This window comes from Candidatus Beckwithbacteria bacterium (assembly GCA_012797845.1).
In the GTDB taxonomy this organism is placed as follows: Bacteria; Patescibacteriota; Microgenomatia; order UBA1400; family UBA1449; genus JAAZOH01.
This window is the reverse complement of the sequence record JAAZOH010000010.1, coordinates 23,798-47,332: the sequence shown is the minus strand read 5'-3', so window position 1 is coordinate 47,332 and position 23,535 is coordinate 23,798. Positions and strand designations below refer to the sequence as shown.

Sequence of the window (23,535 nt, the reverse complement as noted above, 5' to 3'; positions counted from 1 at the left end):
AGCTTTACTAACAATTTTACCAATACCAAAAGCTGGCATAGCGCCACCAATTGCAATGGTAATACCAACGGCTAAAGCTTTAATAGCTTCGGACATTTGCAGTACATCTGCCATATGTTTTCCTCCATTATATTAATAATTATTATTAGACTTATTATAAAATAAGCAAATACACACCAACTCGTCTTTTTGACAATTTTCGGTGTCACTAAATATTTCAAGTACAGTTAGTACTATCAATATTTAGTTCCTTGCAAATTGATCAAAAATACCTCGTTTCTGTAACATTTTTTATTTTACAATAAGTCTAATGATGAGCTTCAGTAGCTCCGCCAGTAAATACAAGTACCAGCATGACAAAAACCAATGACTGAATAAGACCTACAAAAATTTCCAAGCCTAAAAATGGTAATGGGGCGACAATTGGCAACAAAAAACTCATCACGGCCAGTAGAACTTCCCCGGCAAAAATATTACCAAACAACCGGAAAGCAAAAGAAATAATTTTGACAAACTCGCTGATTAGCTCCAACAAACCAACAAAGGTAAACATAGGATTGCTAAAGTTGAAAAACTTCTTAAGGTAATGAATGCTTAGATGTCGTAAGCCCTGATATTGAGTGAAAGCTACGCCTAAAATGGCTAGAGCAATGGTGGTATTCAGATCAGCGGTTGGAGCTCGGAAAAAAGGAACTAAAATTTCTTCGCCATTATGGAATTCTTTGATACCTACTGATCCCACTCCCGGTAAAAGTCCAGACCAACTGCTAATTAAGATAAAGAGAAATAGAGTGGTTAAAAAAGGAAAAAAGGCTTTCGCCTTTTTGTCACCTACGATAGAAGCATAAAAACTAAGTAAAGTTTCACAAATAATTTCAAGAATATTTTGGAGACTTTTACCTTTGGGAAAGCTTGTTATGGTTTTAGAACTAAAGGCAAAGGTAATGCTGACAAAGAAAAGAAGAACAAAAAAAGTGGAAAGCAAGGAATTGGTAATAGCAATATTACCAATGTGGAGGACAGGTTCGGCGGCAATAGAAATAGCCAATCCCATAATAAATAGTTTGCATGTTTGGTTTTTTACCAGGACAAGCAAACACCTTGGATTGTACAAATCAAGATAGAAAAAATCAATGACTGATTTATATACCTGTTATGTATTAAGCTAGGGAATTATTATTTTATGTAAAGCCGCTTGTTCTTCTTTTGCCAAGTTATGCTGACCAAGTAACTTATAACTTTCTATAAGTAACTGTCTAGCAGCTAGATCAAGTGGATCCAATAAAACACTTCTAAAAAAATAACGATTAGCAGTTTTTACATCATTAATTTCCATACTTTTTTGCCCATTTTCCAGATATGTTTCAGCTGAAGAAGGAGGAATTTCTAGATAGGAATGAGTAAGTTGTTGAGAGCTGTGAAAAATTTTATAAACCTGGTTTTGAGTTTGAGAAAAACTACTTAAGCTTAAAGCCAGTTGCAAATGCTCATTGGCAAGTTTTGGTTCTTTGGCTTTGTTAGCTAAATAGCTAAAAATAGTATGAGTTCCTAAAAAAGTTGCCCGTTGACCATAGTTCCACCAACTGTAATCGGAAAAAACATGATTAGCCAGTTGTTTAGTCAAACCATAGTCATAGCTAATGAATGGTTTTGGAGTTTTGCTAATTTCTAAACTATAACCATAAACCGAAGCATAAAATGGATTGCCTTCAACTCCCAGTATATCCAGCAATCTGGTTTCTGGATCAAAGATAAAAACCCGCCTACCTCGTTTCAGCTGCCAAGCAATAATATGGGCTACCCTTATTTGTCGATCGCTATAATCTCCCAAAATTAATTCTTGCTTATGCTTTTGCCACCAAGGCCAGCGCATTTCTAGAGTTACTGGTACTATAGTGACATCTGGTCTTTGACCTTCAACTAATTGCATTTCCAGTAAGCTAAAAACCCGATCTGAATCTACTATTAAAATTGCCTGTTTTGGTAAATCAGTTAAGACTTTTTTGGCAAAAAGGTAGTCAAAATTATCTTCTTTCAAATTATTAATCTGGTAATTACTTGCGGCTAGATATAAAGGTAGGATAAGAAAAACAAGAGGAAGGTAGGAGACAAACTGTTTTTTTATTTTGACAAACTTATTTGCGTACTGATAAAAAAAATATAATCCCAAACCTATTAATATGGTTATGACTAGAATATTGGGCAAAAGCATCCGTAGCCGTAAAGCTGTGCCCCAAAAATAAGCAATTTCTGACCCAGTATTTGGTAAAGGAAATTTGAGATAAAAAACTAGCAAAGGGCCGGAAATAAAGAAGGTTAGACTCAGAAACAAACTTAGCGATTTTGATTTTTGCCAAGTTTGTATAGCTCCCAGCAAGGCCAACCCTAAACCAGGTATGGTCAGATAAAAAGCTAGATATTTAAGATAAAACCAAAGTGCGATAAGAGAATGATTTATATTAAATTCATGAGCATAGGTTTCAATAGCAGAGCCTTCTTGGGTATACAAAGCTCGAGAGATAATTTGCCAAACCCCTTTTAGGCTTGGTTCAAAATACCAGGAAAAAGGTGAGACTTGAGTGTTAAAATACCACAACAATGAAAAAGGTAGTAGAAAGCTGAGTAAGCCAAGACCTAAACTTATTAAGTATTGCTGAAGCTGGCTTTTTCTTCTGACTTCTAAAAATAAAAAGAACACATAACCTGGTAAGAAAAACAAAATAGTTTGGTGATGAGCAGCTCCTAATCCCAAGACAACAATAGAGCTATAAAAAAGCTTCCAGTTAATCTTTTTGGCTTTTTTATACTGTTGGTACCATAGCAAAGTTAGGTACAAGAAGAGAGAAATAAAGAAATGATTAAAGCTAAAAACTTCAGCTAGAGTGGCATAGGTCCAAACTAAAGAATTAAAACCGAAAATACAAGTTGTAGCCAAGGCTATAATTTGGCTAGCTACAGTTTGTTTCTTACTTACAATTTCCAAAAGTTTATTAAGAGCCAAAAACAGGAAAACCAAGCTCAAACTTTGCCAAAAGGCTGAAAACAAATTGGCTAAGTAAGCCGGAGTAAACATTGGTAGTTTCATGGCTAAGCCAAGTAAAAAAGTATAGAGTGGGTAGCTAGGAGGATGGGCAATACCTTTGGTAAAAGCGGCAGTGATTAGCTCACTACTATCAGCATGGTTTTGAGGTAAGGTAGCTGTGGTTGATACATACACTACCAAAGAGAAAACAAAAATAAATAAAACTAAAATTTTTTGAAGACTGACTGTTTTCGAAAAATAAAACATAAGTAATTTCAGACTTAGTATACCGTAAGTATGATATGCTTAAAAAAGCTTATGAGTGAACCTGATCCCAAAGAGGAAAAACCACCAGCGGAAGAAAAAAAAGGTCTTAAAGTATTGCTTTCGATTTTATTAATACTGCTTATTACCTTATTACTTTTTGCTTTAGTAGAAGGTTTGGCTAGTACTGTACTTTTTATCAAAGATAGTTTGCCAATCTCCGAAGCCAGCCATACCCAGCCTGACCAGCTTTTAGGTTGGGTTAGCAAAGCCAATGTTGATTTGCCCAATAAGTATGGTCCAGGAGTTTTTTTTCAAACCAATAGCCAGGGCTTTCGGAATAGCCAAGATTTTAGCCAAAAAATCCCGGACGGGAAAACCAGGATTATTTGCCTGGGTGATTCATTTACCATGGGTTATGGAGTTGATAATGACCAGACTTGGTGCGCTGAATTGCAAAACCAAAATCAAAATTACCAAACCGTTAATATGGGACAAGGTGGTTATGGAGTTGATCAGGCTTATTTATGGTACCAGCGTGACGGGGTTAAATTAGATAGCAATATTGTCGTCTTGGCGGTTATTGGCGATGATTTTAATCGGATGTGGGAAAAGTCGCTCTATGGCTACAGTAAGCCAATTTTAGATCTAAAAGGAAATGAGTTAAAAGTTGCTAACTATCCACTAAGTCTTGAGAAAAGTAGTAGTGCGATTCGCATTGCTCAAGCTGGTAGTAAATTGCGGATAATTGCACTACTACAAAAAGTAGCTGAAAAATTACCATTTATCAATACATTATTAGCAAAACCAACTCAAGTTTCGCAATATAGCCAGCAAAAGCAACAAGCTATTGTTAAAGCAATGCTGGCCGATTTGAATAAACTAACTCAAGAAAAAAACACCAAACTACTGATATTATATTTGCCAACAAAGGATGACATGGTGAGCTTAAATGCCTGGCGAGTTTTGCTGCCACAAATAAGCAATGAATTGAAAATACCTTATTTAGATTTGACCCCAGAATTTCAAGCATTACATTCTTCTGAAATAGAAAGCATGTTTGCTGGTCATTACAATGTTAAAGGGAATGCTTTTGTAGCAGATAAAGTTAATACTAAACTTCAAGAAATGTTGGAAAGATCAGAAAAGATTAATGAATAAAAAATAAAACACTTTTCTTTTCCATAAAAAAGCGATTGATAAAACAAAAACTTGGTAAATGGATTTTAAAGGAGTGGATAAATGATTTAGATGATATTGTTTTCTTGATAGAACTGCTTGAGTCGTTTAACCTGGCTAATAAACGAGTAGTTTTTAAGGGCAAAAGCTTGGCTTTGTTGGCCTAGTCTTTTTCTTAATTTAGAATTTTTTATTAGTTTTTGTAAAGCTTGAGCTAAAGCTTTAGAATTGACATTTTTAATTTTTAAGCCAGTTTGACCATCTATTACCGTTTCGGGATAATCTTGGTTGCCAAAACAAAGTACCGGAACTCCCATAAAAGCAGCTTCGGCATTAACCATTTCTAAAGGATGTTTGACCAGATTGGGATTAATTAAAATATCCCAACTAGCTAAAGCTTTAAAATTATTAGTAAAACCTAAGAAAGAAACTTTTTTAATTAAGCCTCTTTTTTTAACAAGTTGTTTGAGCTTATCTTGACTGGGGCCAAGGCCAGCAATTTCTAATCTAAAATTCAAACTATTTAGCTGAGCCAAAGCTTCAATAAGGATATCAACTCCTTTTTCCGGAACGAGCCGACCCAAATAGCCAATAGTACAAATTGTATGTTTTGATTTTTGGATTTTCTTAGGTGTATTTTGTAGACCGGGATTTAGCTCGTAAGATTTGATACCCAGTTTGGCTAATTGTTTTTTATATAGTTTAGAATTGGCAATAACTATATTGGCATGTTTAAGTGTTGGAATTAAAACTAGGTTTAGTAAACATTGTTTTACTGGCAATGGTAAAAAAGTAAGCTTATGTTTAGGTAGTTCGTCATAGCTAGCTCTAACTTCAACTAAACTTGGCTTTTTTAATAATTTTCCTAGCAAAACGGCAGCTGGTCCGGAAATGATGGGACTTTCAGCTTCGATGGAAATAGGTTTAAGTTTTAAACTCCAGTATAATCCCCAGAAAAAAAGCGGTAGAGCTGCTAAATAATAAGGCCAAGGTGGCAACAAATGAATAAATACTTTTTTTTCTAAGGGACCGATGCTTTGATTGCTTTGATCTACGACGCTTTGACCTTGGCGAGCAATGACATGTACTTCATCAATTTGCGGCAAAGCAGCTCGCAGCCTCAACTCTTTGCCAGCAATTGATCCCGTGGTGAACATTTTAGGTAGCGGGTTTTCATTTAAAAATAAAACTACTTTTTTCATAGTAAATCTTGATAAAGTTTGAGTGTTTTTTGAACCATGTTTTGTGTAGTTAAACTGCGGGCAAAACTACAGGCCCGTTTGATCCTATTTTTGTCAGGTTTGTTCATATTTTTTATGATAGCTTTAGCTAAAGCCTGAGGATTATTTGGGGGAATAAGTTGGGTAATTTGTTCTTTTTGAAACCACGGAGCTGAACCAATAATGGTAGTTGTTATCGTAGGAGTTTGGCAGGCCATGGCTTCTAAAAGTACCAAACCGAAACCTTCCGAGTTGGAGGTGGAAGGTAAGGTAAAAATATCAGCTGCGAGATAGTAACTAAGCAAGTCTTTATTGCTAATATGACTTGGAAAAACCACTCGTTTTTCAAGTCCCATTTGTTTAGCTATATTTTGATACTCGGCTTTTTGATCTCCTTCGCCTATGATATGGACCACGTAATGTTTGGGCAAAGTTTGGACAGCCTGAAGTAAAACCTGGACACCTTTGTAGTATTGATGGCTACTCAAAGCTCCGACAAATAAGACTAGTTTTGTTTGAGAAGAGATGCCTAACTTTTTACGCACAGAAATTTTGTTTGGTAATTTTTGGGAAAAATGTTCAGCTAGCATCATGGGAACAAAGCGAATCTGATTGTTTGGCCAACGCTTTTGTAAAAGCTGCTCATAATATGGTGAGGTGGTAATAATTTGGTCAAACAGATGGTGAATGCCGCAATTCTCAATATAACTACCAAGCTTAAACCAGGGAGTTTGGGGATTAGTATCACCTTGATAGGTTAAGACAGTTGGGACGTGACGAAAGCGATAATAAGCAGCAACGCTAAGTAAAGGCAAGCCTGAACCACTAGCATGAAAAATATCTGCTGATAAACCTGATAATGTTGACAACCAAGGTAAGGCTAGTAGTGGTTTGCCAGCTACAAATGTAGCTGGTTTAATTACCAAGCGGTAAGGAAAAGATTTAGTGTTGTCAGCAATAGCTGTTAGGTAACTAACTTGATGTCCAGCTCGAACTAAGCCTAGAGCTAAGTGATGAGCATACTGTTCATTGCCGCCTAAGTAAGCTGAAACATGATAAATTGAACTTAAAACAATATGCATATAGCTATGGTAGGACTATGATTTGTTATAATGAGGCGCGTTTGATTTTAGATTGGTTTATAATTATTTTGTTATTCTCTTATATATACCATAGTAGAAAAAAGTATGTCTTCGAAAAACCACTTTGATACTTCTTATTATCAAAAATTTGAAAAAAAGAATAAATTTCACACCTATTTACTTTCACTTATAGATAGAAAAGGGCCGATATTTTTTTACCTTCTTGCTCAAAAAAAACCAAAAGCCAAGCTACTAGATATTGGCTGTGGTGATGCTAAATTTTTACAACATGTCCAAAATCATTTTGCTTGTTTGGGTGTTGATACTTCAACTCAAGCTTTAAAGCTAGCTAAGAAAAAAGCTCCAAAAGCCTCTTTCAAAAAACTGTCCATTTATGATTTGAAAAAATTACCTGATCAGGAGTTTGACATCATCACTTGTTTTGATGTTTTAGAGCATGTGACCAATCATACTGCTATTTTTTCTCAGATGCATCGAATTCTAAAACCAAGCGGCAAACTCATTGTTAGTTTTCCCAATGCCAGCTCCTTAATGTTGCGCAGAAAATTACAATCCTGGGAATGTTTACAAGATTCCAGCCATATTTATTTGCTTTCAGCTCAGGATTGGGAACAACGTTTAAGAACCAATGGTTTGTTGCCAGTCAAACGCTGGATGAGCGGATTTTTAAACCCAATTTACAAACATATTAATTTATCTCTTTTTGAAAAACTTTTTTTGCAATTACCAACCCAAATATTATTTGTATTTGGTTTTCCTCTGCCGGTAACTTGGGGTGACGTAGCTTTTATTGCTGCTATTAAGAATCCTCATTTTAAAAATGATTACCATCTTGAGCAAGAAAAACTTTCTTCTACCGACTAACCATTTTCCAAACAAAGGGATTTTTACCAAAAATATAGTAATCAAACCAGCCCAAAGTACGGCTGACAAACTGTAAAAGCAGCAGATAAATCATAGGGACAAAATCCCGAGGATTGGTCAACAAATAGTTGATAATTAAAGGACCAATTTTAGTCGTATCCATAGTAGCTACTTGGTAGTTGTAATGTTTCTGAATCCATTGATGACCAACATAATTGCGTCTCTGCTGACGGATAAATTCTCGAGTTGATCTGGGGCCTTTATTATAAACAATAGCTCTAGGAGCATAAATAACTTTATAGCCAATTAGTTTTAATAAAACTTCTAGCGTGGCTTCATCAAAGAAACGTTTAGGAATTAGGCGGATCACTTTCCGAAATGCTACCATCTCTCCGCATTTGGGGTTTTGCAAGGAAACTAAGTGGTGAAGCTTCCATAGTAGTCTAACTTGTTGGCCAATGGGATTGCTAGCAATATTAGTTGGAATAGCATGAGCTCCGACCATGCCAATATTGGCATGTAAAAATGGAGTAATGATTTCTTCAATAGCATGAGTATGAAGCCTGAGATCAGCACTAATAATGACCAAAACCGAAGATTTAGCCCGGCGGATAAAAGTGTTAACAGCTGAAGTTTTACCAATTCGACTAAACTGTTCCATAAGCTTGATCCGTTTATCTTTTTTAGAAAACTGTCTGATGATTCGATTGGTTTTATCATGGCTACCAGAAGAAACCACCCAAACTTCGGTGATCTGAGCAATTTCAGTTTTTTGTTTTAAAATCGAATTTAAAACCTTGCTGATATTTTTTTCTTCGTTGTGGGCAAAAACACCAAGGCTGACTTTAATTGTTCTGGCCATATCCGTTTTTTAGCATTGTTATAAATTTATGCATATGCATTATTATCATGAAAAGACAAAGTGTTCCAGCTGCAAGTAAAACATTGCCAACTACCTGAGTCAATGTTTGATGTCTCAATATAATCAGTACAGTCTCAAATACAAGGGCTATCACGACTAGTAATGTGTATAAAAACCGCTTTTTTAACAGATGGTATACAGAAAAAGTTAAAGCAATAGTCAGACCAATCATGGCTAATTGATAGGCGCCTAAATATGGTAAAACCAGTTGATAATGCGAACCAAGTAAAAGTCGCAAAACCAGGTTTGGTAAAAAATAAAACAAAGCTGAAGCCAGGGCAGCAGAGCCAGTAGTAATTAGTAAAATCAGAAAAAAAGCTTTTTGAGTAGCTTCTCCCTTTTCAATTTTGCTGGAAACAATAGGAATAAGTAAATAAGCGAAACTTTGGCTACCAAAGAGAATAGTTTTGCCGACTAAGCTTAAAAGTGCATAAACCCCAGCTTGCTGTGGAGAAAAATAATGTTTAACCAGTAAGACATCGATGTTAATAAGCGTTAGAGCGCCAATTTGTAACACAATAGCTTGGAGATAAAAATGCAAAAAACTTTTAGAAATTGAAAGTTTTATAGGTTTAGCAAATAAAATTTGCAAAGGTTTTTTAAGCTGAAACAAGGCTATAACAAAAGCAATAAGCATAGAAAATGGTAAAGCCAAAGAGATAAAAGCAAACTTGTAAAAAATTAGCGTTGCCAATCCTGCCAGTATGATTTTGGAAAAGCTTTCCAGTAGGTGTGAGACACCACTAGTCACATATTGCTCTTGGGCATTAAATATACCTCTTGTCCAAGATAGCGGGACAGAAATTAAAAATAATAAAGTACTAAGTGGGAAAAACCAGGTGATTGCCGAAAAGTGTAAATACTTAGTCCACCAAGAAATAGTAAGCAAGTAAAGTCCTGAGCTAACTAAGCCCAAAACTATGCTAAAAAACAATGAAAAATAAACAGGTGAGATAGTTTTGCTAGATTTACTTTTGAAGTATGCAGAACCAAAACGATTGACGGCGATCATGTAAGAAACCGTAAAAATTGAAAATAAATATTGAAATGTCTGGTAAATTGTAAAGTTAGCAAATTGAGGTAAGTTCAAATTATGGCTGGCAATAAGATTATGTGCCCAGCTGCAAATATTTCCTACAATACTAGCAAACCAGAAAAATACTAAAGGTAGTAAGGCTTGAGAGGATTTATAAATAGATTGAAGTCTATGGTTCTTGAGCATGAGCGCTATCCGTATTGGTCTTAATAAGTTGAGCAGTAGCACTAGCATCAACCATGTAAAGTTCTAGCCACTTACCGTTTTTTTCAAATTTATTAAGCGGTAGCGTGGGAACCATATCAAGCAATTGACGGCAAGGAATTTGAGTGGGTGAGTAAGGGTGGAGATAAATAATCTGGATTTTATCAAGTTCTGGTTTAAAATCTTTACATAGGGAGAAATCTAGCCCTTGATCAACATAGCCTTGGTATGGTTGCTCTAGCTGATAATTTTCCGGAAAACCACCATAAAATTTGGCCTGAGGAAAGTTAACACTGACGAATAACGCTGCCTGCCTGCCTATTGAAATGAGATCTTGATAGCTTAGATTTTCCGGTGGTCTAAATTCATAATCCTGTGTAGCTGCGATTTTGGGATGCCAAGTAAAAAGAAATAATATGACAATCATTATCCCCACAGGCCATAAATATAATTTTTGAGGCAATGCTTGATGAACAAAATACATCATGGTTAGAACATAAGCTGGTAATAAGAAAATTCCATATCTTAAGCCAAATTCTCCAGCCAAGGTAAAAAACATAATTCCAGTAATAATAGTTAAACCCAAGGTGGAAACTGGTTTTACAATACGAATTTTAGGATTAAGACTTAAGACGTATAAAAAGCCGCTCAGCCCTAGGATAAGTAAACTAAATCGATACTGGTTTAGTAATAAATTTTGAGAAACAAAACCAAAAGAAGCTAAAAATTGACCAATGGTTTTAGGAATTAAACTACCGCGGCCAGGCATAACTAACCACCAGCCAGTAACATTTTTATGATATATGAGCCAAATTACCACGCCTGTGATTGGTAGCAATAATGGTAGGAATTTTTTCCATTCCAGCTTTTTCTTCCCAAATTCTAAAAAATCAGCTGCAAGAATTGGAATAATAAGCATTAAAATTGGGATTTTAATCAGTGCTGCCAGGCTTAATATGATTCCTGCCAGGAAATGTTTACGATGCAGCCAAGCTGCTAAAAAAGCTGTCCCCAAAGCAGCTACTGGCAGATCTATGTAAATCAAACCATATTCAGCAACAACTACTGCCACTGTGCCAATAATAAAAGCACTTACCAATCCCAAAATGGAATCAGTAATTTTTTTACCAATTAAATAAGTACTAAACATTAAAATCGGTAAAAAAGAAAACATAAGTAGATGAGAGACAATAATATGCTGACCAAATAGTTTCCATGAAAGAGCTAGCAAGGCAATTAGTAGCGGTGGATGAGCAAAGTCTGAATATGGAGCAATTAAAGGATTAAAATTAGTTTTAAGTAGATCAACAGCTGAATTGATTACAAAGCCAGCACTATCCCAATGATAAGGTAGAAGCTTGGTTGGCCACCAAACTAAAAGGCTATAAATTAATATAGCGATTAATGCCAACCAATTAGCATATTTAGCAATAAAAATAAACTCTTTTTGTTCCAAAAATTTTGAACTTTGAGTTTTAAGTTTTGAACTTTTTCTCATGCCCATACTGTATCAAAAAGAAAAATATGAAGCTAGCAGGGAAGTCTACTTATTTACACTCAAGTGCATCGCGAAGCATAACAATATGATCAGCTACAAAAGTAATCATTTGTTCTCGAGAAGTGCTTTCGCATAAAATTTCTGCTAAAAGGTAATCACCAATAACATCATTTACCCATTTGGCAATATCGTTAGGGTCACGTTCAAGATGAAAGTCAACAACGCTGTCTTCAATTTCTCCTAAAACTTTTTCCAGCTCATCTAAGCTAGCAGCTGATTTACCATTGAAAAAGTAAAAAGGTAAATCAGTTTTTTGAAGCCAGCGATCAGCCACATACCAAGGCAAGTTAATAGTCCGCATCATTTGCCGTTCCAGACCAACAATTAAACCCCAACGAGTAGTAGTTCGGCGCAATTCTTCTGCCAATTCTTGATCTTTGACTACATTTTGAACCCAGTCAGCCAAATCATTTTTTTTATCATTAACGTGTTCAGCGATAATGTCTTCTCTGACAACTCGCAATGCTTGTTTGAGTTCCCAAAGATTAGCAACGATAACACCGTTATTAAACTTAAAGGCAGCTGAACTAGGAACCACACGAGCCTGCCATTTTGGGGTAAAGTAACGTTGTAGAGAGTGGTATACCATAGAAGAAAAACACCTTATTAACACTAAGCTTATTAATAACTATGAACGTTTCTTGGGTCTTTGTAAAGAGGTGTTTTAGCCAAGAAAAAACTAGTTCTTCAAAAGGTAGATTTTTGATTTGACTGATTTTAATTTGACCATTATTATGCTATGAGTATTATGAGCTAAAAAACAATCGTGTATTTATGAAAACTAAGACAAAAAAAACTAAATCCAACAAAATAAAACAAGTATCTAATAAGAAAACTATAGCAAAAAAGATTATCCGAAAAAATATTTCCCAAAATAAAAAAATAAATTCTACAAAAACTAAAAAACCCAGTGTTGAAATTAGGGTTGAAGCATTGCTGCCAAATATGGCTTGGTTAGGAACAGTAGCGGTAGGTTTAGGGTTTTTTATTCTTTACATATTAACGGCTCCGCGAACCAATGTTTCTTATGCGGATAGCGATGAATTGTTGGCGGTGGCATATCATTTTGGAGTAGCGCACCCACCAGGTTATCCTTTATATACTTTATTACTTCATTTTTTTACCAACTTGCCAATCCCTGGTTCAGTAGCCTTTAGAGGGAGTGTGCTTACAGCTTTGCTGACAGCTAGCACAATGTCGATACTTTTTCTGGTTTTGTGGCGAAGCATTGCTTATTTGCAAGCCAATATCTTTACTAAAAATACTATTTTTTCAACTCTATGGGATAGGGTGTTATTGAGTTTTTTGCCAGTTGCAATGTTGGGTTCATCTTTTTTGATCTGGCTTTATGGAGTAGTGCCGGAAAAATATGCCTTTGGTAACTTTTTAATTTCTATTTTTTTGTTATCTGCTGTTAGTATTTTTACCTTAGCGCAAAACAAAAAAACTCAGATTTGGTGGATAATTCTAGGCGGAAGTTTTGGTCTAAGTTTAGCTCATCACCAACTCTCTATTTTGTTGCTACCATCAATAATTACCCTACTGATTTTTGTCAAAAAAAACCTGAGTATAAAAAAAATTAGTTGGGTATTAATTCCTTTTCTAGCAACTTTACTAGTTTCAGCCGGTATTTTATGGTGGCAGAATAGCCATAGCGCTATAGTCAGTTGGCGTTTTGAACAAAGCCTATCAGGTTTACTGGGCCATATTTTTAGACAGGATTTTGCCGGTACCAATCTTAGTACTGGGGTTCAAACTACACCATATCAATTGTCTGTTGATATTGGCCAGAGTTTAGAAAGCTTACCTCATTATATTCAAATTATTCTCAGCCACTTTGGCCTCATCAATTTAGTTATGATAGCGATTGGTTTATGGCTTAGTCTTAAAGATTTAAAACGTTTTGGTTGGTTAGTTTTAGCGGGGCTAGTGCCGACAGCTATTTTGCTACCTCTTTATTTAGGCTTTACTGGTGATATTGGGATGCAAGCAGTAACAATGCGACTCTATCTCATGGGATATATCTTTTTAGTTTTTCCACTTATGGTTGGTTGGTGGTGGGTTTTAGTTCGGCTGCGTAAAGTTTTAACCTTTTTACTTAAGCCAAAACAGGGCAGTTTGGCTACTATTACCGTTATTGCTTTGGCAAGCATAGTTTTGCTTTGGCAAGTACAAAGCAATTATCGTCAGGTTGATTTATCCCATTTTAATATCGTTAGTCGACTGTATCACCAGATGTTATCTAACTTACCTAAAGATTCAATGCTAGCTTGTTTTACTGATACTGCTTGCTTTGCTCTTTTATATGAACAAAGCGTTAATAATGTAAGACCAGATGTGATTGTACTGCCAGTTCAATATCCTTTGGTGGCTGATAAACTAGCAAAATATCCAAATTTACGAGGCTATGGTTATGATAAAAACCCATTCCTGCTTTTAGACTACATAACTTGGAATGTTGGTAAGCGACCAGTTTTTGTTACTGATATAGATCAAACCTATTACAATTTCTTGGGTATGCATTATGGTTTCTTGTACTACATACCGCATGGTTACTATGGTCAGCTGGTAAAAACAGTTCCTGAAACTCTGCCAAAAACTGATTATCAATTATCGCTGGATTTAAAAAAAGCTCATGTTAGCTCAAAAGACCTAATGCGTTCTTGGATCAAAACAATTTTTGCAAGAATTCATAATTTTAATAGTGTAATGTACCAAAAAATGGGATTTCGAGCTAAAGTCAGAGATGAGCTCAATATTGCTTCAGACTTACTATTTCAAATTCCGCAAATTTCACACAACCAAATTGAAGCCTCCAGAAGTTATGTTGAAAATGCTGGACCAGTTGAAGCTTTTGGTCCTGGAGAATCAGGACAAACAGTAGATGAGGTCTTAAAAAATGTAGATGAATTTATCAAAAGAGGGCGACTTGATTTAGCATATATAGGAGCTTATGGGGCAGTAGCCATGGAGCCACTCGATGTCAAAGCTAGGTTAAAACTGGCTTCAATCTACGAACAACTTGAAGAATATGATATGGCTGCTTTAGAATATAGCAATATACTTAAATATCATCCCGACAACAAAGAAGCTGCCCAGTGTTTTGGCCAGTTAACTTCGGAAAATTGACAAAACTATGAAAAAACCATCGTTTAAAACTATTGGGGCGCTTTTGGTATGGTTTATTTCATTGCTTGTTTATATTTTTAGCGCTAGTAGAACTAATCCCGGTTATGCAGATAGTGATGAGCTTATTACTGTTGGCTATCTTCTTGGTTCAGCTCACCCTTCCGGTTATCCATTGATGGTAGTTTTAATTAAACTTTTTACTTTATTACCAATTCCTGGCACTATTGCTTTTAGAGCTAATATTCTTAATAGTTTGCTTCATAGTTTGACAGTTTTGGCTATTTATTTAATTGGCCTTGAACTTACCAGGCTATTACCACTAGATAATGATAAAAAGGGAAAAGAGTCAAATCAGTTATTACCAACCCTGATTGCTGCTACTGGTTCTTTGTTTTTAGGTTTTTCTGCTATGTTTTGGCTCTATGCCGGAGTGACGGAAGTAGGTCCTCTCAATGATTTATTGGGAGCTGCGGCAATTTTAACTACGCTTTATTGGCGGAAATTTGCTTTAGCTGATTCGAAGGCGACGTTTAAAGAATTATTATGCTTTTTTCTCACCGCTATTTTAATTGGTATTGGTGTTTCACATGTTCATGTTTTTGTTCTTTTATTACCAGGTTTTGCAGTAGCTTTGCTTTTAACATTTTTGGAAAAAAAAGTTTGGTCTAAATATGGAGTAATTAAATTAATTGCCGCCGCCGTTTTGGGATTTGGAGCTTTTTTGGGAGTTAACTTGATACTGTTTTGGCTTAACAGTCACCAAGCTAATGTCTCCTGGTATTTTCCTCAAACCTGGTCGGGTTGGTGGGGACAGGTGACCCGCAAAGTTTATACTGGCTTTATTCCAGAAAAAAATGTGCAGGGAGCAGCTTATTTAGGCGGCTTTATTTTTAGTAAATTTATTAACAATATCCCAATTTATTGGTATTACCTCAATCAGCATTTTAGTTATTTAGGAGCCTTTATCGGTTTAGGAGGCGCTGCATATCTTTTCAAAAGAAATTGGAAATTAGGAACTATTTTAGCTACATGGTTTTTATGTTCAGGCTTTTTTATCGGTATATATATGACTATGCCGGAAAACGATCCCAATAATTTGGAATATCGTAGTGCTATAGGAGTAGCCCATCGGCAATACTTGCTAGGAGAGACTGTTTGGGGAATTTTTATCATTTTAGGTCTTTGGGCGGGACTTAACCTGCTGTGGCGGTATTTTAAAAATAATACAGTCAATGCAATTTTGGTCGTAAGTTTAACGGGCGTGCTTCTAATTAGTTGGGCAGTTTATGATAACTACTCGATTGGTGTACAAAGAAATAATCGTCATGCTTGGAATTATGCTAAGCAAGTTTTAGAAAGTGTTCCCAAAGATTCAGTGCTTGTTTGTTTTGCTGATTTTTCCTGTTTTTCGATGATGTATATGCAAGAAGTTGAGGGCGTTAGGCCAGATGTGTCATTAGTTACTAAAAATATTTATATCAAACATTATTATGTTCAAAGACATCCTGAACTGTACTATTTAGTTGGAACCGACAATCCATACTTTTCAGCTGATATTATTTCCTGGAATTTATATAAAGGTAGACCTGTATTTTTATCTGATGCAGTTGGTTTTTATATTTCTTTTATTGGTATGGAAGGAGATCCATTTTTCTTAATTCCCAAAGGCTATCTCTTCCAAGTTGTGGATAAAGTTCCCAATAAAGTCGGCACTTTTGATTATCAAATTAGCAAAGAGCTGTTATCTGATAAAAAATCACCCAAAGATTTTTGGCGTAATGGCCAGCAAGATTATTTTTCTAATTTCCATACTTTGACAGCTATGATCTATAGCTATTTAAATGATAAAGCTGACGCCAGGACAAATTTCAAACTAGCTTTATCATTGAAAGACGATTATAAGAACGCTAGAGACTTGTATGCAAGCCTAGCTGGCTATGAAGGTAATCCTGAGTATCGTTTGGGTCAGGAAAGCTCTAGTTCGGCCCAGCTACTTGAGGCTGGACAAAGTATTTTAAAATTAGGTGACTTAGATGAGGCTTATCAAAAAATCCTCAAAGCCACTTTACGTAATCCGGAAAGTTTGGAAGCCAGAATTGAACTAGCTGAGCTTTACACCAGAGGAGGATATTACGACGAGGCTCTAATGGAATATCAGAATATTTTGCGACATGATCCCAATAATCAGCAGATAAAACAAACCATTGAGGAGTTAAAGAAAAAAGTAGCGTTGTTTGCAAATTAATTACTTGCTATGCCATCTTCAGGAAATATTACTCGGGCTATTTTAGACGCCCAGCAGGAACTTATTCACAATCCATTTGATATTGTTCATGATGTGATTCATCACTTTCAAGTATGTCAAAACTGCCTGTTTATTATTGAGGCTGAAAAATTATCTGTAGAATTACCAGTGGTTATTATTAGTGCTTGGTGGCACGATATTGATCGTGACTTGGAGACAAAAATAGCAATAATTAAAAGCTTAGAAAAAAACCATTTTTCCAATTCTTTTATAAAAAAATGTTTGAAGGTTATAAAAAGTCATTCTTTTGGGAAAAAACAGATAAGCCTTGAAGCTAAAGTTTTATTTGATGCTGATAAACTGGAATATGTTAATCCTTTGCGAACACGTCGACTCATTCAAGCAATTAATGATGGCGTTGAAAATATTGATAAAGGAATTTTTTATAAAAAAGGATGGTTTGAAAAAACTCCTCAAGTTAAAGATATGTTGCATTTCTCTTACTCTAAGAGTTTATTTGATAAACTGTTTGAAAAAACTAAGAAAGAATTTGGACAACTAGAAGCAATGACTGTCAAATAATATTTAATCTAGATCCTGGAGCTGGGTTTTGACAATAACTTCGTGATATTTATCCATAACCATTTTCTTATTCCCTTTTAAATCACTAACCCAAAGGCGGTTAAATTGAGCTTCACCTTCTGGGAGCGTTTCTTCTATAAGAAGCTGCTTTTCTTTCCAAGGATAAAAAACTGGACTATTGAGTTCTTTGGCAATAGCAATCGGAGTTCGGGCTACTTCCTTGCCCTGAGCATAATCATAGACATGCCAATACCCCTGACTGGTAAAAAGATAGATATCATTACCAACTCGATTAATATTTAAAATTCGGTCACCTTCACCGACTGAAAAAAGAACTTGAGCCGAGTTAGGGTCATTGACACTATAGTATTCCAAATTTTGGCCATTGATCATGGCTACTCCTCTAGAATCAGGTGTCCAAATGACTTGATGTCGGTCAGCTAAGTTAGTTTTGGTGGTAAATTGTACTAAGAAATTTCCACTATTATCAGTAAACATAAACTGAGGCTCACCTTCAGTTTGACCATATCCGGAAATAAACAGAATATGTTGCTGATCAGGGGATACTTTAAAAACGTTCCCGTATGGATAAGGTATAGCGACACTACTTCTTTCTCCGGATGTTAAGTTCGTTTTTACTAAAGTATTGCCGTTATTGGTAATGAAGTATAAGTTGTTACCCTGGTCAAATTCGAAGTATGGATTGGTATTTAAAAAATCGCTAGGTTGATTAACTACTTGCACTTTTTTAGTACTGGTATCTAAAGCTAAAACTCCTTTACCAGGTGTATACCAAACTACCCACTGCTTATCAGGACTAATTTCAAAAGTATCAAGTTTTTGACGAACTGGCTGTTCTTGATGCTTGAATTCGTAAATTGGGTAAGGTTTGGGATAATCAGGATCAGCTAGATAGAGTTTATTTTGGTAAACCAAAGCTACTAAACGATCTGCTTTTAAAATATCTTCTGAATTAATGTTACCTTGAGAGATAGTATCTTCGGGTTTTTGACTTCCTAAATTTTTAAGCTGATCCAAATTAATTGAAGGATTACAAGCGGTCAAGAAAAGGCAGGAAATTAAAACAAAACGTAGGTATACCAATTTAGTTGTTTTATTCATACTTTAGCTGATAGTGATAGTGTACCACCTTAAAGCAAGTTTATGCTTTTGGTGTTTTTTCGTCATTTTTATCTTTTCCTTCCTTGAATTCCTCTAAGATTTTTTCGACCGACTCATTAAAATCACTTTGGAATTTCTGCTGCCCTTCTTTTTCTTTGACAATAGCCATTTTGCTTTCGAGAGCTGAGAGTTCTCCAGAAATCATTTCTTCGATGTAGCGACTTTTCAACTTATTATTTCGAGTACTCATCATCATTTTCCACAAGATTAAGACAATTAAAACTAGAAAAGTTATGGTGGAAATAAAATTGATCATTACTACGGTTTTATCTGCCTGAGATTTCCCTGGAACAAGAAGATCCCTTAAGTTTTGAACAGATAAAACTTCTCCAACCGGCATAGTATCTGGAGCCATATAGTTGATATCAGGAGTGGCAAAAGGAGTAGCCTTGGCTCTTGGAGTCATGGGTGGGGGAGCTGGAATAGTATTATCTTCTTCAACTATATCTAATTCTGAATTATCTGAACCGACAGTGGTACTTCCTGTAGAACCAGAGCTAGTATTATTTTGAAAATCAACCACCTCGACATCATCAAAGATTGTTTCAGTGGTTACTATGGGAGTTGGAGTAGCTGAAGAAGTAGCAATAGTGGTTGGCGTAGGTGATGGGGTAGGAGTAGGGGTGGCATCAGGGTCGGTGAAGGTATTGGAAATAACTACTGGATAATTACTCATGGCACCTGGAGTAATAGAAGAACCCAAAAAAGCGAAAAAGGCATTACCTAATGTTAGGGTTGTATTGCCATCTTTTAGTGGCGTGAGTGTTAGTTTGCCGATCAAACCACTGGTCCCATTATAACCTTGTCCTAAAATTCCACAGCTAAAAATAGCCTTGTTACTATATATGTAAGGAGTGGTTCGGATAAGATTTTCACCAGGAGGAACGGAATTAGCTGGAGCCCACATGGAGCAAACAGAACCATAGCTACTTACTAAAGCTGTTCCAAAATATTCACTATCATAGCCAACAGCAATTTGCACTGCACCGACTTGATCACCATCAGTATCTAGATAAATATTAAATGTTACTGGGTCAGTGCCATCGATATTTGGATTGGAAGTAGTGATAAAACAGTTTGGATTAGCAAATACAGATTGTGTACATGCTAGCAAAAAGATAAAAACCAAAACAGTTGCTGAAAATAATTTAATCAAACTCATATAAAAACCAGCTCAAAAAACTTGAACTTATCTTAACATTATGAGGAGTTTGAGAAAATTTTGCAATGAAGAATACTTTTTAATCAGACAATAAAACAATTGTGAAATGAAGTTTAAATACTATTTAAAATAGTGATCTTGTGTTCAATGGGACCGGAAAAAATGTCCGTTCCTTTGCCGTCATTGAGTAAAATTTGGCTTTTAGGTAAAACTTTAATAATTGTTTCACCCAAATTTTTAGGATAAAACTTGACAACAGCAATCGTATTTTTACCAGTAAAACCTGGATTAGGAGCTCCGCAGCCAATCGAAATCGTACCTTCGCTATTGCTAAATTTATTTTCTGGGTAGAATTGGCAAAATGACTGAGCAGTTTCTAAGTTAATAATCTCAATCATATTGGGGTCAAAGTTGACGTATAGCCCAACCGCATTAACAGCCTTGCCTTTGGTGTCAACATTAAAGCGCATTGTAAAAGGGATAGAAACTGATACCTGTTGATCACTTTCAATTTGATATGTGCCTACTTTATGTTTTTGACCTAAAATATTTCCTGATTTATTTAACCCCCCTGACAGTAATGAAAAAAGGCCAAAAGCTGCTATGACTATTACGGCAAAGATTAGTAATAAAGTAAAATAATGAGAGTCTGTAAATTTCATGATTTATTCCTCTTTTTCATCGATAAACTTCATGGAGTTGAGCATAATATCAATTCTCTTAGCATCATCGTCAGAAAGTGTGTTGCTATAAGTTGCATACCATATGTCTAAAACATAGTTTTCTGAGGTTTTGACCAAATACTTATCACCAGGATAATCAGAAAAATCTTCAAGCTCGAGCAGGAGAGCTGGTTTGTCTCTAAAGGTAGTTTCTTTAACTTTATAACTTAAACTGCTAGCTTTAATCAGCTTCCAATACTCAGCTAGATCTAGTGCAGTTTCAATAATTTGGATTTTAAAAACATAGCCAGTTTTCCTAATAAAGGTAATACTGCTATCAGTCCTAACGATATTGACTACGTTTTTAGGATACGTTAACTCAAAGCCAAATTCCTGGTCAACATAAGTATCCCATTTTGTATCAGCAAACGAGATGTCTGCTTGAGACTCCTCGTATTTATCTTTTTCTGGTTCAAGACTTAGTTCTGGAGTACTGCCCTTATTTTTGGCTTCTGGCTTTGGAGTTGGAGTTGGCTTAGCTGTTGGTTCTGGTTCAGCAACCGTACTATCACCAGCAACTTGTGGTTGAGGGGCTTCAACTCCTTCGGGTAAATATTCCTGTAAAAGGGCAGTATCGACTTCAGTTTTACGATTTAAGAAATACCAAGCGCCTCCTCCTAAAGCTGTCACAATAATTAAAGCAATTGCTAGAACTTTAACTGGTTTGGGAATTTTTGAAAGTAGACCTCCTTTCTTAGGCTCTGGTTCTGTATTCCCAGGTTGAGCAGCTTGTGTTTCTGGGGTTGTTGTCCCAGGAGCTTGATCAGCAGGAGTCGGCTGGTTGGCGGAGGGTTGAGGTTGAGTATTAGTAGGTGCCTCAGCCGGACTTCCTTCTCCTCCTTGAGGAGTTGCTGCCGCTTGGTTAGTAACAATATTATTAGTTTGATTAGCAGGGGTAACTGCTGTTTGAGTTGTATTGTTTGCCGAAGAGGTGGGAGTGTTTTCAGTTTCAACAAGTTGATTCATAGCAGAAACCACTTCCTGCAATTCCTGGGAAATTGAAAAAAACTTATTTTCATGTAAAGGTTGCATACCTCTGACATCTTGGCGCAAGTTTTTGATAGTATGTTGCATTTGCTCTCGCTCTTTTTCTAGCTCTTCTCTCATTTCGGAAATCTGGTGTTTAAACTGTTCTTCTTTTTTTAAAGCATAATTAAGTTCTTTTTCTAATAGCAACATTTTTTCATCGCCACTATGACTTGTAAAATCAGGCTCTTCTTCTGTTTCTTGCTGTTGAGCATGTAATGGTTTGAGGTGTGAAATTTGAGGCTCTGACTCTTCCTCAGCTGACTGTGGTTTTAGATTTCTGGACAGAGCTTGGTAGGTTGGTTCATGTGATGAATCATTTAGCTCAGATTTGATTTTTTGCTCCAGTTCAGCTTTTAAGTCTTGGGCTTTTTGAATCTGAGCTTTTAGTTCCTCAATTTCAGTATTAGTTGCATTATCTGGATTAATTGTATTTTTAGCCGAAGACAAAACTACCTTAGCAGCAGGCTTATCACTAATTCGACGCAAAGGGCGATAAAACCCCCTCTTTGCTGCCGAACTACTCGGTGAAGACAGGTATTTTTTAGTTCGAGCCATGGCAGAAATCAAATCACTTTGCTTTCCATATATCCAATAATTGCATCACACCAAACAAAACCTTGTCAGGTTTACATACGCTACGTTTGGCATTGCAATGACAAACAAAGCAAAGTGGTAAATTACTAATACTCCTTATATTAGATTAGCAAGTTTGAGATAGCTTCGCAAGCAGAAAGATAGTGTGAATCTATGAAGAAATTTGCTTATGTACCCCAGTAGTACATCATGATAGAGAAGTCAATCAAGTTAACGATATCATCCTCATTAATATCTGCAGAAGAACTATCAGTTCCCCAGTAATACATTAGGATAGAAAAGTCGATCAAATTAACTGCATCATCACAATTGAGATCTCCTTGATCAATGCTGCAAGCCGGAGGGCTTGGGGTAGCACTAGAACTAGCGGTTACCGAAAACTGTAGTGAATTACTAAACAAACTTTGAGTACCAATGCTATTTTGAACCAATGCATATACCCGGTAATCACCAACATTATAAGTGCTCGTATCATCAATAGTGTATGACCAGGCACCAACTGAATCTGCTGTTGTATAGTAAGTTGAAAGTGGTGATTCAGTAAAAAGGCTAATATCTCCAGATGGGATAGTGGAACCTTGAGCAATTAGGTTATCACCCTGAACGATGGTTGTGCTATCTATTTGAATTGTTGGCGAAAGAAGTAATCCAGTAACACTTGTAACTTGGTAAAGTGGAGTGCTAACCGAGAAGGTGTAGGGAGAAGTAGTTAAACTATTATTATCTACGCCATAAATAGTAATACTATGATTACCACTGGCTAAGCCGGTTAAATATTTACTAAATAACCCTGTTTCAGCATCTGCTACATCAGTACCAATCGTGGTTCCATTTTCAGTAAGGGTTATAAAAGTATCTGGAGCTGAATAACCGCTAATATTAAGTGAAGCGACAGGTGGAGCAATTGACGCAGTGACCGTTACCGAGCCATCAAAGGCTGCTGCCTGAATATGGATAATATTTTTAATAATAGCTCCTTCTTCATCTTCAGATACGGTAATCGTGACATTAAAATGAGCTTCTAAATTAGGATTGGTAGCAGTAACTCCGACTATACGTAAAGTACCACCAGGACTTAAATAGATCCCAGTAATCTTAATATCTTTCTCATCAAGGGAGTAAGAAGGATTACCTAAATAATCACCGCTAAGTGAGGTAGGCAAAGTGATTGCGTCAAAATTATACAGTGAAACAATTACATAGTCTGATGATCTGATGTGTTGAGCGTCAGATGGAAGCTTAAAACTAATAGCGTGTTCAACGCCTACAAGACCTTCCTGATCGTTGTTGAGTAAATCCTGGGCATCTTCCAGCTCACCTACCGCTAAGGTTATAGGAATAATAGTTGCCAGAGAATGAAATGATAAACATATAATCAGAGTTAAAAAACAAAATATAGTCAACAGCTTGGCAGATAGACTCATAAAGATACGATTGATTATTTGCCAATAAATACCTTTTTGGCAATACGTCTAATATGTTAAATTGTAGCAAGAGGAAGAGGAAGAAAAAAGTCAA

19 protein-coding genes are annotated in these 23,535 nt (G+C 35.9%); 5 read left to right on the top strand and 14 right to left on the bottom strand.

The annotated features are described in order from the left end of the window. The 3 genes from GYA49_01615 to GYA49_01605 all read right to left on the bottom strand — a co-directional run. Nucleotides 1-114, bottom strand: a 114-nt coding sequence (locus GYA49_01615) for an ATP F0F1 synthase subunit C (GenBank protein ID NMC35722.1), incomplete at its 3' end; no start/stop codon positions are given. Nucleotides 115-307: 193 nt separating this feature from the next. Continuing rightward, nucleotides 308-1,054, bottom strand: coding sequence for a F0F1 ATP synthase subunit A (atpB, locus tag GYA49_01610; GenBank protein NMC35721.1), 747 nt, complete (start codon nt 1,052-1,054; stop codon nt 308-310). Between the two features lie 111 nt (nt 1,055-1,165). Further along, the gene (locus tag GYA49_01605) at nt 1,166-3,289 is read right to left on the bottom strand and encodes a DUF2723 domain-containing protein (GenBank protein ID NMC35720.1); all 2,124 of its coding nucleotides are present in this window, start codon (nt 3,287-3,289) and stop codon (nt 1,166-1,168) included. A gap of 51 nt (nt 3,290-3,340) precedes the next feature. Between GYA49_01605 and GYA49_01600 the strand changes: the two genes are divergently transcribed. Further along, nucleotides 3,341-4,447 (top strand): hypothetical protein, encoded by a 1,107-nt coding sequence (locus tag GYA49_01600; GenBank protein NMC35719.1) that lies wholly within the window; start codon nt 3,341-3,343, stop codon nt 4,445-4,447. An 86-nt stretch (nt 4,448-4,533) separates the two neighbouring features. Here the strand turns inward: GYA49_01600 and GYA49_01595 are convergent, their stop codons facing one another. Together GYA49_01595 and GYA49_01590 are read right to left on the bottom strand one after the other, a co-directional pair. Then, entirely contained in the window at nt 4,534-5,667 is a 1,134-nt protein-coding gene (locus GYA49_01595) for a glycosyltransferase (GenBank protein ID NMC35718.1), read from the bottom strand. Then, the gene (locus GYA49_01590; GenBank protein ID NMC35717.1) at nt 5,664-6,767 is read right to left on the bottom strand and encodes a glycosyltransferase family 4 protein; all 1,104 of its coding nucleotides are present in this window, start codon (nt 6,765-6,767) and stop codon (nt 5,664-5,666) included. The genes GYA49_01595 and GYA49_01590 overlap by 4 nt, the downstream gene beginning before the upstream one ends. A gap of 105 nt (nt 6,768-6,872) precedes the next feature. On the opposite strand from GYA49_01590, the gene GYA49_01585 reads away from it, so the two are divergent. Next, nucleotides 6,873-7,652, top strand: coding sequence for a class I SAM-dependent methyltransferase (locus GYA49_01585; GenBank protein NMC35716.1), 780 nt, complete (start codon nt 6,873-6,875; stop codon nt 7,650-7,652). Here the strand turns inward: GYA49_01585 and GYA49_01580 are convergent. From GYA49_01580 to GYA49_01565, 4 genes are read right to left on the bottom strand one after another with little or no spacing between them, the layout of a single operon-like run. Further along, nucleotides 7,642-8,514 carry a glycosyltransferase gene (locus GYA49_01580; GenBank protein ID NMC35715.1) on the bottom strand — a complete coding sequence of 291 codons (873 nt, stop codon included), beginning with the start codon at nt 8,512-8,514 and terminating at the stop codon, nt 7,642-7,644. The two genes, GYA49_01585 and GYA49_01580, sit on opposite strands and share 11 nt — an antisense overlap. Beyond that, entirely contained in the window at nt 8,498-9,796 is a 1,299-nt protein-coding gene (locus GYA49_01575) for a hypothetical protein (protein NMC35714.1), read from the bottom strand. Before GYA49_01575 ends, GYA49_01580 begins: the two co-directional genes overlap by 17 nt. Beyond that, entirely contained in the window at nt 9,780-11,312 is a 1,533-nt protein-coding gene (locus GYA49_01570) for a hypothetical protein (protein ID NMC35713.1), read from the bottom strand. Before GYA49_01570 ends, GYA49_01575 begins: the two co-directional genes overlap by 17 nt. A 49-nt stretch (nt 11,313-11,361) precedes the next feature. Continuing rightward, on the bottom strand, nt 11,362-11,961 hold the full coding sequence (locus GYA49_01565; protein NMC35712.1) for a hypothetical protein: 600 nt from the start codon (nt 11,959-11,961) through the stop codon (nt 11,362-11,364). Between the two features lie 185 nt (nt 11,962-12,146). Here GYA49_01565 and GYA49_01560 point away from each other — a divergent pair, with 185 nt between their 5' ends. The 3 genes from GYA49_01560 to GYA49_01550 are packed head-to-tail and all read left to right on the top strand — an operon-like array spanning nt 12,147 to nt 17,328. Further along, the gene (locus GYA49_01560) at nt 12,147-14,501 is read left to right on the top strand and encodes a DUF2723 domain-containing protein (GenBank protein ID NMC35711.1); all 2,355 of its coding nucleotides are present in this window, start codon (nt 12,147-12,149) and stop codon (nt 14,499-14,501) included. A gap of 7 nt (nt 14,502-14,508) precedes the next feature. Then, nucleotides 14,509-16,746 carry a DUF2723 domain-containing protein gene (locus GYA49_01555; GenBank protein NMC35710.1) on the top strand — a complete coding sequence of 746 codons (2,238 nt, stop codon included), beginning with the start codon at nt 14,509-14,511 and terminating at the stop codon, nt 16,744-16,746. 9 nt (nt 16,747-16,755) lie between these two features. Then, complete coding sequence (locus tag GYA49_01550) at nt 16,756-17,328, top strand: hypothetical protein (protein ID NMC35709.1); 573 nt, start codon at nt 16,756-16,758, stop codon at nt 17,326-17,328. Nucleotides 17,329-17,331: 3 nt separating this feature from the next. Here GYA49_01550 and GYA49_01545 read toward each other — a convergent pair whose 3' ends face one another. The 5 genes from GYA49_01545 to GYA49_01525 form a co-directional block, all read right to left on the bottom strand. Continuing rightward, a complete protein-coding gene (locus GYA49_01545) occupies nt 17,332-18,450 on the bottom strand; it encodes a hypothetical protein (protein ID NMC35708.1) in 1,119 nt (372 codons plus the stop codon). A 40-nt stretch (nt 18,451-18,490) separates the two neighbouring features. Continuing rightward, nucleotides 18,491-19,672 carry a hypothetical protein gene (locus GYA49_01540; protein ID NMC35707.1) on the bottom strand — a complete coding sequence of 394 codons (1,182 nt, stop codon included), beginning with the start codon at nt 19,670-19,672 and terminating at the stop codon, nt 18,491-18,493. A 113-nt stretch (nt 19,673-19,785) separates the two neighbouring features. Next, nucleotides 19,786-20,334, bottom strand: a complete 549-nt coding sequence (locus GYA49_01535; GenBank protein ID NMC35706.1) for a hypothetical protein — start codon at nt 20,332-20,334, stop codon at nt 19,786-19,788. Between the two features lie 3 nt (nt 20,335-20,337). Beyond that, the gene (locus GYA49_01530; GenBank protein ID NMC35705.1) at nt 20,338-21,978 is read right to left on the bottom strand and encodes a hypothetical protein; all 1,641 of its coding nucleotides are present in this window, start codon (nt 21,976-21,978) and stop codon (nt 20,338-20,340) included. 206 nt (nt 21,979-22,184) lie between these two features. Beyond that, nucleotides 22,185-23,441, bottom strand: a complete 1,257-nt coding sequence (locus GYA49_01525; protein NMC35704.1) for a hypothetical protein — start codon at nt 23,439-23,441, stop codon at nt 22,185-22,187. Nucleotides 23,442-23,535 lie beyond the last annotated feature (94 nt).

Excerpts from the sequence above, each read along its gene's own strand:
- GYA49_01540 (NMC35707.1), bottom strand. The coding sequence starts at position 19,672 with ATGAGTTTGATTAAATTATTTTCAGCAACTGTTTTGGTTTTTATCTTT.
- GYA49_01605 (NMC35720.1), bottom strand. The coding sequence starts at position 3,289 with ATGTTTTATTTTTCGAAAACAGTCAGTCTTCAAAAAATTTTAGTTTTA.
- GYA49_01580 (NMC35715.1), bottom strand. The coding sequence starts at position 8,514 with ATGGCCAGAACAATTAAAGTCAGCCTTGGTGTTTTTGCCCACAACGAA.
- atpB (NMC35721.1), bottom strand. The coding sequence starts at position 1,054 with ATGGGATTGGCTATTTCTATTGCCGCCGAACCTGTCCTCCACATTGGT.
- GYA49_01555 (NMC35710.1), top strand. The coding sequence starts at position 14,509 with ATGAAAAAACCATCGTTTAAAACTATTGGGGCGCTTTTGGTATGGTTT.
- GYA49_01545 (NMC35708.1), bottom strand. The coding sequence starts at position 18,450 with ATGAATAAAACAACTAAATTGGTATACCTACGTTTTGTTTTAATTTCC.
- GYA49_01565 (NMC35712.1), bottom strand. The coding sequence starts at position 11,961 with ATGGTATACCACTCTCTACAACGTTACTTTACCCCAAAATGGCAGGCT.
- GYA49_01570 (NMC35713.1), bottom strand. The coding sequence starts at position 11,312 with ATGAGAAAAAGTTCAAAACTTAAAACTCAAAGTTCAAAATTTTTGGAA.
- GYA49_01600 (NMC35719.1), top strand. The coding sequence starts at position 3,341 with ATGAGTGAACCTGATCCCAAAGAGGAAAAACCACCAGCGGAAGAAAAA.
- GYA49_01535 (NMC35706.1), bottom strand. The coding sequence starts at position 20,334 with ATGAAATTTACAGACTCTCATTATTTTACTTTATTACTAATCTTTGCC.
- GYA49_01560 (NMC35711.1), top strand. The coding sequence starts at position 12,147 with ATGAAAACTAAGACAAAAAAAACTAAATCCAACAAAATAAAACAAGTA.
- GYA49_01585 (NMC35716.1), top strand. The coding sequence starts at position 6,873 with ATGTCTTCGAAAAACCACTTTGATACTTCTTATTATCAAAAATTTGAA.
- GYA49_01595 (NMC35718.1), bottom strand. The coding sequence starts at position 5,667 with ATGAAAAAAGTAGTTTTATTTTTAAATGAAAACCCGCTACCTAAAATG.
- GYA49_01575 (NMC35714.1), bottom strand. The coding sequence starts at position 9,796 with ATGCTCAAGAACCATAGACTTCAATCTATTTATAAATCCTCTCAAGCC.
- GYA49_01530 (NMC35705.1), bottom strand. The coding sequence starts at position 21,978 with ATGGCTCGAACTAAAAAATACCTGTCTTCACCGAGTAGTTCGGCAGCA.
- GYA49_01590 (NMC35717.1), bottom strand. The coding sequence starts at position 6,767 with ATGCATATTGTTTTAAGTTCAATTTATCATGTTTCAGCTTACTTAGGC.
- GYA49_01550 (NMC35709.1), top strand. The coding sequence starts at position 16,756 with ATGCCATCTTCAGGAAATATTACTCGGGCTATTTTAGACGCCCAGCAG.
- GYA49_01525 (NMC35704.1), bottom strand. The coding sequence starts at position 23,441 with ATGAGTCTATCTGCCAAGCTGTTGACTATATTTTGTTTTTTAACTCTG.